Here is an 11444-nt window from a genome sequence, read left to right as displayed (position 1 = left end):
CTGCCGGTTCGTCCCGGTCAGACGCTGCCGGCGTCGAACAGGGAGTAGCGGTTGATCTCTTCAGCGGCGTCGTCGGCGACTGCTTCGAGGGCGACGACGGTGGCGTTGTCGCGGCCGCCGGCTTCGACGGCTTTGGTGACGAGGGAGGGGGCGACGTCGCGGATGTCGTCGGCTTCGCGGAGGCAGTATTCGATGACGGCGTCGTCGAGTTCGCCGTTGATGCCGTCGGAGCAGATGACGAAGCGGTCACCGAGCATGGCCGGCAGGCGCCAGAAGTCCGGGCTGGAGTTGGGGCCGGGGCCGAGGGCGCGCGTCACCATGTTGCGGTAGGGGTGGACGCGGGCTTCCTCTTCGGTGATTTCGCCGCGGTCGACGAGTTCCTGCACGACGGAGTGGTCGATGCTGATCTGTTCGAATTCGTCGTTGGAGAGGCGGTAGATGCGGGAATCGCCGAGGTTCATGACGACCCAGGTGGCCTGGTCGTGGTCGAACGAGGTGCCGACGAGGGCCACGGTGGTGCCGGCGGAGCGCGCGGCGGTGGAGTCGTCGAGTCGGGTGATCCGCTCGTAGGCGACGATGAGGTTCTCGGCGAGGGTCTCGGGGGTGATGTCGTGCTGCCCGGCGAGGTCGCTGAACTGGTCGACGACGATGGCGCTGGCGATCTCTCCGGCGTTGTGGCCGCCCATGCCGTCGGCGACGAGGTAGATCGGATGGGCGGCGAGGTAGGAGTCCTCGTTCATGCTGCGCACGCGCCCGACGTGTGTGGCCGCTGCTGACCGGACCCGGATGGGCTCGGTCAGCAGCGTGCCGTACTGGGAGTCATCCCTCACGCGTTCTTCTCCACGGTCACGTCCCGGTCACCGAGCTGGAGGGTCCAGCCGTCGGGCAGGATGGTCGGCTGGTTGGCGGGGACCGGGTAGACGGTGCCGTCGACGTCGGTGACGGAGGTTCCGTTGGTGGAGCCGAGGTCGGTGACGACGATGCCGTGCTGGTTGTTCTCGATCAGCGCGTGGGTCTTGGACATGGAGCGGGACTCGTCCTGCACGGCGATGACGCTTTCGCCACCGGATGCCTGCGGGTTGCGGCCCACGAGGGTGCGCGGGGCGAGGGTGTGCTCTTCGCCGTTGTCGAAGCGGAGGCGGATTCGGGCCATGAGCTCCGTGGCATCGTCGTCGGAGCTGGTGGCCTGCTGCGCGGCCGGTGCGGCGACGAGGCGGGTGGCGTCGTCGTCTTCGTCCTGCTGGGCGGTGTCGGCGTGGCCGACGACGACGTTGTCGCCTGCTGCTTCGGTGCTCTGGTCGAGGCGCTGGCCGACGGAGTCATCGCTGACGGCAGCGGCGTCCTCGGTGGTGTTCTCATCTTCGGGCGAAGCCGTGAGGGCGGAGTCGTCGCTGGAGACGGAGACGCCGACACCTGCTGCCGCGGAGTCCTGTTCTGCCTGTGCGCTGCTCTGCTCCTCCGCGCCGTCGGTGAGCTCCTCACTCTGGTGCTCAGCGTTGAGAGCGGGGGCTGCCTGCTCCTGGGCGGGCGCATCTGCCGTTGCTTCACCGAAGGTGCCGGAGGCGGTGGCGTCGGCGGGCTCTGCGGACAGCGCATCGGAGTCGTCGGAGACGCTCACGCCGTGACCGGCGGCGACTGCGGCGCTGTCGTCATGAGCGGCGTCAATGTAGCTCTCGCCTGTGGTGGAGGCTCCCTGGCCGTGGTCCTGTTCACCGAAGGCGGGGGCAGCGGACTGGTCGCCGGAGGCCGGGGCTTCGGACTGGTCGCCGGAGGCCGGGGCAGCGGACTGGTCACCGTAGGCCGGAGCTGCGGAGCCCTGGCCGACGGCCGGCGCGGCTCCGACGGCGAAGGAGCCGCCGGCGGCAGGGGCGCTGAACTGCTGCGCCTGTTGGTCCTGGGCGCCCCACTGGGGTGCCTGCTGATCCTGGGCGCCCCACTGGGATGCCTGCTGATCCTGGGCACCCCACTGGGGTGCCTGCTGCGCGCTGGGCTCACCGTACTGCGGAGCCTGACCGGCGGAGGGCTGACCGAAGGACGCCTGCTGGTCGTAACCGCCCTGCTGGTCGTAACCGCCCTGCGGGACGGGGTTGTTGGCGCTCGCCTGACCGAAGGCCGGGGCGGACTGCTGGAATCCTTCTGCGCTGTTCTGCCCGAACTGGTTGGGGGCCTGGCCGAAGCCAGCGGAGTGCTGGTCGTAGCTGCCGGCGCCAGCGGCCTGGTTCGAGTTCGAGGCGCGCTTGTCGATGGTGAGCTTTCCGGTCGCCTGCTTGATGGTGCGGATGCCGACGGCTCCCATGCCGGGGCTGGTTCCCTTTGCCGCCCGCAGGCCGATGACGGCGAGCAGGAGGATGAGGAAGATGACGACCGCGGCGACCCAGAGGATGAAGTAGAGGGCGCCGGGCTTGGATGCGTTGGAGAGCATGTAGCCGATTTCGGCAATGGCGACGAGGATGATCGGCAGGGCGCTGATGAAGATGACGTCGATCAGCCAGGATCCGACCTTCTTGCCGCCGGATGCGGGGGTTTCGGAGGACAGGGGTCCGCTGTTGGCGCTCGCTGTCGGTCCGTATGGCGTGTTGGTCATTGCGATTCCTCTGTCGATTGAAGTCGTGGGCTGACAGTCTGGTGGCCTGCCGGTGCTCAGCGGCGCGGTGCGGACCGGCCGTGCTTGCTGATCATCCTAGTTCCTTGTGCCGTGGGAGGGCCCGTGAGACCGGCTGGTTCCCTGCCCCGCCTGACACTACCGAAATCGGGATTGACTTGCGCGGATAGTTCGCCCCGTGTGGATAACGATCCGGTATGGACTGCCCCTGGTCCCCCGGTGCGGCCTGCTTCGCCCAGCTCCTCGCTCGCGTTGTCAGGCTGGGAGGGCGGGTGGAATCAGGCGGAGCGGCGCACAAGTTGGGTGGTGAATTCCAGGAGTGCTGAGCGCGCCTGAGATTCGGGCAGGTCGCGGATGATGTCGATGGCTTCGTCGCCGTACTCGTCGGCGAGCTCTTGTGTGCGGTCGGTGGCGGGATCGGCAGCAAGGAGTTTGACGGCGTGCTGGAGCGCGTCGTCGCTTTCGAGGTCGGACTCGATGGCGTGGAGCACCGCAGTAGTGCCCGGGGCGTCGTCGCCGTCGGCGTGCCGTTGGCGCAGCAGCAGGGTCGGCATGGTGGGCACTCCTTCGCGCAGGTCGGTGCCGGGGGTCTTGCCGGAGGTCTCTGGGTTGCTGCGCAGGTCGATGACGTCATCGGCGAGCTGGAAGGCAACACCGACTGCCTCGCCGTATCGGCCCAGTGCGCCGACGGTGTCCGCGGCGGCGTTGCCGAGTTGAGCGCCGAGGATTCCGGCGGCGGCGATGAGGGAGCCGGTCTTGTTCTCGAGCACGGAGATGTAGTGCTGGAAGGCGTCGGCGTTCTCGGCGGGGCCGACGGTTTCATTCAGCTGGCCGAGGCAGAGCCGCTCAAAGGTGTTGGCATGGAGGAGGACCGCTTCGGGTCCGAGCTTGGCACTGAGGGCGCTTGCACGGGCGAAGAGGAAGTCGCCGGTGAGGATGGCGACGTTGTTGCCCCAGACCTGGTGAGCGGCGCGGGTGCCACGACGGGTGGTGGCTCCGTCCATCACGTCATCGTGGTAAAGGCTGGCGAGGTGGGTGAGTTCGACGAGGACTGCTGCGTCGAGGACCTTGTCATTGGTTCCTTCCCCGAGGTGTGCAGCCAGGAGCACCAGGAGGGGGCGGATGCGCTTGCCGCCAGCGACCATGAGGTGTTTGGCGGTCCACTGTGCCATTGCGTCGTGAGTGGCGACTGCGTCGTTGAGCCGCTTCTCCACCTCTGCGAGATCGGTGAGGAGGGAGTCGGCAAACGCATCGTCCAGGTCTGACGGCAATGCGAACGAGGACATCTGTGTTCCTTCACGGGTCGAGGGAGTCGAGCACCGCCGCGCGGCGCGTCCAAAGCTCAATCCTACCCGCTGGGGATGCGGTGCCCTGCTCCCAGGCCGTCACGTGTTGACGAGACGCTTGTTTGCGTTCGAGTGGCTCTCACCCGCTCTCAGGCCAAGCCAATGAACCTGTGCCGCGAAAAAACGATTAAATGCGTGTGGGCCCCAACCACAAGGCTGGAGCCCACACCACACAAGAAAAGAGTCCGGCAGCGACCTACTCTCCCACACCCTCCCGAGTGCAGTACCATCGGCGCAGTTGGGCTTAGCTACCGGGTTCGGAAAGGTAACCGGGCGTTTCCCCAACGCTATGACCACCGGAACAACCACACAAAGACCGTTCCACACCACACCCACCGGGTGCAGGGATCAGACACTATACAAACAATACAACCCCACCACCAACACCACCCACAAAAAGGGCACTGCCGGCAGCCACAAGGGGTGCGGTCAATCAACCGCCTAGTGGACGCGAACACACAAGCAAACACACCAACCAACAGCCAGTGCTTTATGCGTATTTTGATAAAGTCATCGACCAATTAGTACCAGTCAGCTCCACACGTTACCGCGCTTCCACATCTGGCCTATCAACCCAATCATCTCTTGGGGGTCTCACACACCCAAAGGTGCACGGATATCTCATCTCGAAGCAGGCTTCCCGCTTAGATGCTTTCAGCGGTTATCCCTTCCCAACGTAGCCAACCAGCCATGCCCTTGGCAGAACAACTGGCACACCAGAGGTCAGTCCATCCCGGTCCTCTCGTACTAGGGACAGGCCTTCTCAAATATCCAACGCGCGCAGCGGATAGGGACCGAACTGTCTCACGACGTTCTAAACCCAGCTCGCGTACCGCTTTAATAGGCGAACAGCCTAACCCTTGGGACCAACTCCAGCCCCAGGATGCGACGAGCCGACATCGAGGTGCCAAACCATGCCGTCGATATGAGCTCTTGGGCAAGATCAGCCTGTTATCCCCGGGGTACCTTTTATCCGTTGAGCGACACCCATTCCACAATGAGGTGCCGGGTCACTAGTTCCAGCTTTCGCTCCTGCCCGACATGTCTGTCTCGCAGTCAAGCTCCCTTGTGCACTTACACTCAACACCTGATGACCGACCAGGCTGAGGGAACCTTTGAGCGCCTCCGTTACTCTTTAGGAGGCAACCGCCCCAGTTAAACTACCCATCAGGCACTGTCCCTGAACCAGATCATGGCTCGAGGTTAGATATCCAAAACGACCAGAGTGGTATTTCAACAACGACTCCACCAACACTAGCGTGCCAGCTTCCCAGTCTCCCACCTATCCTACACAAGCCGCTCCGAACACCAATACCAAACTATAGTAAAGGTCCCGGGGTCTTTCCGTCCTGCTGCGCGTAACGAGCATCTTTACTCGTAATGCAATTTCGCCGAGTTCGCGGTTGAGACAGTGGAGAAGTCGTTACGCCATTCGTGCAGGTCGGAACTTACCCGACAAGGAATTTCGCTACCTTAGGATGGTTATAGTTACCACCGCCGTTTACTGGGGCTTAACTTCCCAGCTTCGCACCCGAAGGCGCTAACCAGTCCGCTTAACCTTCCAGCACCGGGCAGGCGTCAGTGAGTATACAGCGTCTTACGACTTCGCACTCACCTGTGTTTTTAGTAAACAGTCGCTTCTCCCTGGTCTCTGCGACCCTCCCAGCTCTCACTGGTCAGGTCCCCCTTCTCCCAAAGTTACGGGGGTATTTTGCCGAGTTCCTTAACCACGATTCTCTCGAACGCCTCGGTATTCTCTACCAGATCACCTGAGTCGGTTTAGGGTACGGGCGGCTGCGCTCGTGGCGCCGGGACTTTTCTCGGCAGTACAGGATCACCCAACTTCCCCACTAAAGGGTCACTATCACGTCTGACCTACACGCGCCCAACATTACTCGGGCACAGGCTGCACGCTTAGACGGGGACAACCATCGCCCCGCGGAAGCTACCTCACTGCGTCATCCCACACGCTCACCTACTCACCGATTGGACCCCAGCCTCACACCACACCAACACCCGAAGGTGAAGAGCAGCGCTCGGGTGGTTAGCATCACGACTTTCAGCATGGGTCCTCACACAACCGGTACGGGAATATCAACCCGTTATCCATCGACTACGCCTGTCGGCCTCGCCTTAGGACCCGACTAACCCAGGGCGGATAAACCTGGCCCTGGAACCCTTGATCATTCGGCGGACGGGATTCTCACCCGCCTAATCGCTACTCATGCCTGCATTCTCACTCGCACACCATCCACCACAAGGTCCCCCCGCAGCTTCACACAATGCACGACGCTCCCCTACCCACCCCACACACAGTGGAGTGACACAGCTTCGGCGGTGTACTTAAGCCCCGCTGAATTATCGGCGCGGAATCACTTGACCAGTGAGCTATTACGCACTCTTTCAAGGGTGGCTGCTTCTAAGCCAACCTCCTGGTTGTCTCAGCAACTCCACATCCTTTCCCACTTAGCACACGCTTAGGGGCCTTAGCTGATGTTCTGGGCTGTTTCCCTCTCGACTATGAAGCTTATCCCCCACAGTCTCACTGCTGCGCTCTCACGTCACCGGCATTCGGAGTTTGGCTAAGGTCAGTAACCCGGTGGGGCCCATCGCCTATCCAGTGCTCTACCTCCAGGACGAAACACGCAACGCTGCACCTAAATGCATTTCGGGGAGAACCAGCTATCACGAAGTTTGATTGGCCTTTCACCCCTATCCACAGGTCATCCCCTCCATTTTCAACTGAAGTGGGTTCGCGCCTCCACGCGGTCTTACCCGCGCTTCACACTGCCCATGGATAGATCACTTCGCTTCGGGTCTAGAGCCGGCAACTAAAGACGCCCTATTCAGACTCGCTTTCGCTACGGCTACCCCACACAGGTTAACCTCGCTACCGACCACTAACTCGCAGGCTCATTCTTCAAAAGGCACGCCGTCACCCCACAAAAAAGGCTCCGACGGATTGTAAGCACACGGTTTCAGGTACTATTTCACTCCCCTCCCGGGGTACTTTTCACCTTTCCCTCACGGTACTTGTCCGCTATCGGTCACAAGAAAGTATTTAGGCTTACCAGGTGGTCCTGGCAGATTCACACCGGATTTCACGAGCCCGGTCCTACTCGGGACAATGCACCATCACCCAGCCATGCAGTTTCAGCTACGGGACTCACACCCACTACGGTTCCCCACTCACAAGGATTCACCTACCACACACTGACAGCGACGACCAGGCGGCAGCCCAATCCATGCACATCCCACAACCCCTGATCAGCAACCTCTGCCGAGTATCACACCAACCAGGTTTAGCCACATCCGCTTTCGCTCGCCACTACTCACGGAATCACAATTGTTTTCTCTTCCTACGGGTACTGAGATGTTTCACTTCCCCGCGTTCCCCCCATACCGCCTATACATTCAACGGCAGGTACCAGACCATAACGCCTGGCAGGTTTCCCCATTCGGACATCCCCGGCTCACAGGTCGGTTGTCACCTCCCCGGGGCTTAACGCAGACTCCCACGTCCTTCATCGGCTTCTTGTGCCCAGGCATCCACCGTGCGCCCTTGAAAACTTCAACAAAACACACATAAAAATGAACACACAGAGACAAAACAAAAACAAAGCTTCGTTTCGCAACAATCTGTAAATTGCTTACAAGATGCTCGCGTCCACTATGCAGTTGACAAACAACACCCCCACACCAAGGCCCCACCACCCACACAGGATGGCTCCTACCCCAGCAGGGAAGAAACGACACAAGCCGCCTCACACCCCAATAGTGTGCCTACCAGACCCCACCAGCCGAACCCAGACCCGTTCCAGCACCCCCGAAGAGACACGTACTAGAGCCAGCCCAACCAGCAGCAGCCTGTTGATTCATTGATGTTCCACCCAACGAGCAGCACCCGCAACACACTCGGTCACGACAGTGCCATAACGCTCGAAAGATACTCCTTAGAAAGGAGGTGATCCAGCCGCACCTTCCGGTACGGCTACCTTGTTACGACTTAGTCCCAATCACCGATCCCACCTTCGACAGCTCCCTCCCACAAGGGGTAAGGCCACTGGCTTCGGGTGTTACCGACTTTCGTGACTTGACGGGCGGTGTGTACAAGGCCCGGGAACGTATTCACCGCAGCATTGCTGATCTGCGATTACTAGCGACTCCGACTTCATGGGGTCGAGTTGCAGACCCCAATCCGAACTGAGACCGGCTTTTTGGGATTCGCTCCACCTCACAGTATCGCAACCCATTGTACCGACCATTGTAGCACGCGTGAAGCCCAAGACATAAGGGGCATGATGATTTGACGTCATCCCCACCTTCCTCCGAGTTGACCCCGGCAGTCTCCCATGAGTCCCCACCCGAAGTGCTGGCAACATGGAACGAGGGTTGCGCTCGTTGCGGGACTTAACCCAACATCTCACGACACGAGCTGACGACAACCATGCACCACCTGTGCACCAGTCCAAAGAAAACCACATCTCTGCAGCGATCCAGTGCATGTCAAGCCTTGGTAAGGTTCTTCGCGTTGCATCGAATTAATCCGCATGCTCCGCCGCTTGTGCGGGCCCCCGTCAATTCCTTTGAGTTTTAGCCTTGCGGCCGTACTCCCCAGGCGGGGCACTTAATGCGTTAGCTACGGCGCGGAAAACGTGGAATGTTCCCCACACCTAGTGCCCAACGTTTACGGCATGGACTACCAGGGTATCTAATCCTGTTCGCTCCCCATGCTTTCGCTTCTCAGTGTCAGTAATGGCCCAGAGACCTGCCTTCGCCATCGGTGTTCCTCCTGATATCTGCGCATTTCACCGCTACACCAGGAATTCCAGTCTCCCCTACCACACTCTAGCCTGCCCGTACCCACCGCACGCCCAACGTTAAGCATTGGGTTTTCACGGCAGACGCGACAAGCCACCTACAAGCTCTTTACGCCCAATAATTCCGGACAACGCTTGCGCCCTACGTATTACCGCGGCTGCTGGCACGTAGTTAGCCGGCGCTTCTTCTGCAGGTACCGTCACCCAAAGGCTTCTTCCCTACTGAAAGAGGTTTACAACCCGAAGGCCGTCATCCCCCACGCGGCGTCGCTGCATCAGGCTTCCGCCCATTGTGCAATATTCCCCACTGCTGCCTCCCGTAGGAGTCTGGGCCGTGTCTCAGTCCCAGTGTGGCCGGTCGCCCTCTCAGGCCGGCTACCCGTCATCGCCTTGGTGAGCCATCACCTCACCAACAAACTGATAGGCCGCGAGCCCATCCTCCACCGATAAATCTTTCCAACCCACACCATGCGGTGCAGACAGAACATCCGGTATTAGCCCCGATTTCTCGAAGTTATCCCGAAGTGAAGGGCAGGTTACTCACGTGATACTCACCCGTTCGCCACTAATCCAACCCAGCAAGCTGGGCCTTCATCGTTCGACTTGCATGTGTTAAGCACGCCGCCAGCGTTCGTCCTGAGCCAGGATCAAACTCTCCATAAAAAAATTTGAAACCCGGCAGAAAACAAACAACCGACGCTGATAAAAATCTGCGTTCAATTGTCCGAAGAAATCAACTAGAAAATTGATCCTCTGCCAAAAAAACTTTGGCATCAATAAACAGACACACTATTGAGATATCAAACAACTTGCGCACCCGAACCTCGCCCCCGATCACAATCGGCGGTTCCTTCCGGAGCAACCCCTCTAACCTACTCAGCTGACCAGACCCTGTCAAATCCCGGCACCGTGACCTCAGCCACACCGAACGACTTCGCCAGTCCACCTCTTCAGTTATCCCCCTGAGCAGCACCCGGAAGAAGTTCATCTCCCGTTCACCGCCCTGCGGGGCAACGAGATAAAACATTACGGCCCCCGAACCGAGGCGCGCAACCCTGTGGGGGCATTTGGTGGCGCGAGCAACATACGCCCCGGCTCGCCGTCCGATCTGTCCTGATTCTCAGGTCGCTGACCTGCAGTTTCCTGACGGCGGCCACCGTGTTCGGGGACCGCGCTGCTGAAGGGGGCGGTGCTGAGACGGCGAACGGGGCACCAGTCTGTGCTGGCGCCCCGTACGGGTTCAGTGGTCGTGATCGGGGAGCTGAGTCTGCCTCCTATGCGATGCCGCGTCGCGATCCATCTGGAATCGGGCGAGATCCATCAGGATTCGGTCGCGTTCCATGAGAAAGCGGTCGACGTCCATCAGAGACGCAGGCGAGTCAGTCGCCGATGCGGATCATGGCGGCGTTCTTCTTGCCACGGCGCAGCAGGACATATCCACCGGCGAGTCGCTGCACGGAACCGAGCTCCGCATCCAGAGCCTCCGGACCACCGGCCAGCTTCTCGCCGTTGATGGACAGGCCGCCGTCCTTCAGCGCGCGGCGAGCCGCACCCTTGGACTCCACCAGGCCGCTCTCGGTGAAGGCGTCGATCAGCGGAGCCGTGCCGGCCAGCGACACCGTCGGCAGCTCCCCTGCGATCACACCGACGGTTGAGTCGTCGAGCTCGCGGACATCGCCGCGGCCGAAGAGAACAGCCGCCGCAGCCTTCGCCTGCGCCGTCGCCTCCTCACCGTGCACGAGCGTGGTGAGGTCATCGGCCAGGGCGGTCTGCGCCTCGCGCTTGAAGGAGCGCTCAGCCGTCGCCTCCTCCAGCTCCGCGAGGTCGTCACGGTCGCGGAAGGTGAAGTAGCGCAGGTAGTTCATGACGTCGCGGTCATCGGCGTTGAGCCAGAACTGGTGGAAGGCGTACGGGCTGGTCAGCTCCGGATCCAGCCACACGGCGCCGCCCTCGGACTTGCCGAACTTGGTGCCGTCGGCCTTCGTCACCAGCGGGGTGGTCATCGCGTGGGCCTGCACGCCCTCCACCCTGCGGATCAGATCAGCACCGCCGACGATGTTCCCCCACTGGTCGTTCCCGCCGAACTGCAGCGTGACGCCGTGGCGTCGGTACAGCTCAAGGAAGTCGAGGCCCTGCAGGATCTGGTAGGAGAACTCGAGGTAGCTGAGGCCCTCGTCGGAGCGCAGTCGCGCTGCCACGATCTCGCGGGACAGCATCGTGCCCATGCGGAAGTGCGAGCCGTAGTCGCGCAGGAACTCCAGCGCGTTCATACCGCCCACCCAGTCCAGGTTGTTCACCATGGTGACGCCGAACTCGCCTTCAGTGTCGAGGAACGGTTCGATCTGGCCGCGCAGCGACTCCACCCACTGTCCGACCACGTCGGCCGAGTTCATGACGCGCTCGCCCGACATGCGCGGGTCGCCGATGAGGCCGGTGGCGCCGCCGACCAGCGCGTAGGGTTTGTGACCGGCGAGCTGGAAGCGGCGCATCGTGAGCACCTGGGTCAGGTGGCCGACGTGGAGCGACGCCGCAGTCGGGTCGAAGCCGCAGTACAGAGACAGGGGTCCCTTCGCCGCGGACTCAGCGATGGCATCACGCCCCGTGGAGTTCACGAGCAGGCCGCGCCATTCCAGTTCGTCGACGATGTTCGACACCGATTGTTCTCCGTTTCGTGTG

The 11444-nt window shown here is 61.4% G+C and carries 4 protein-coding genes and 3 rRNA genes; all 7 read right to left on the bottom strand.

The window, feature by feature from the left end:
- Positions 1–17 precede the first annotated feature (17 nt).
- Positions 18–830, bottom strand: a complete 813-nt coding sequence (locus FHX50_RS00800) for a PP2C family protein-serine/threonine phosphatase (protein ID WP_239375998.1) — start codon at positions 828–830, stop codon at positions 18–20.
- Entirely contained in the window at positions 827–2584 is a 1758-nt protein-coding gene (locus FHX50_RS00795; protein ID WP_183373580.1) for an FHA domain-containing protein, read from the bottom strand. The genes FHX50_RS00800 and FHX50_RS00795 overlap by 4 nt, the downstream gene beginning before the upstream one ends.
- A 296-nt stretch (positions 2585–2880) precedes the next feature.
- On the bottom strand, positions 2881–3888 hold the full coding sequence (locus FHX50_RS00790) for a polyprenyl synthetase family protein (RefSeq protein ID WP_183373579.1): 1008 nt from the start codon (positions 3886–3888) through the stop codon (positions 2881–2883).
- Positions 3889–4131: 243 nt separating this feature from the next.
- A 5S ribosomal RNA gene (gene rrf / locus FHX50_RS00785) occupies positions 4132–4249 on the bottom strand.
- A 200-nt stretch (positions 4250–4449) separates the two neighbouring features.
- A 23S ribosomal RNA gene (locus tag FHX50_RS00780) occupies positions 4450–7524 on the bottom strand.
- A gap of 381 nt (positions 7525–7905) precedes the next feature.
- Positions 7906–9431, bottom strand: a 16S ribosomal RNA gene (locus FHX50_RS00775).
- Together the 16S, 23S and 5S rRNA genes form the textbook arrangement of a ribosomal RNA operon.
- A gap of 716 nt (positions 9432–10147) precedes the next feature.
- Positions 10148–11422 carry a tyrosine--tRNA ligase gene (gene tyrS / locus FHX50_RS00770; RefSeq protein WP_183373578.1) on the bottom strand — a complete coding sequence of 425 codons (1275 nt, stop codon included), beginning with the start codon at positions 11420–11422 and terminating at the stop codon, positions 10148–10150.
- Between the last annotated feature and the right edge of the window lie 22 nt (positions 11423–11444).

The organism is Helcobacillus massiliensis (assembly GCF_014191425.1).
Taxonomy (GTDB): Bacteria; Actinomycetota; Actinomycetes; order Actinomycetales; family Dermabacteraceae; genus Helcobacillus; species Helcobacillus massiliensis.
This window is presented reverse-complemented; position numbering and strand designations above follow the sequence as displayed.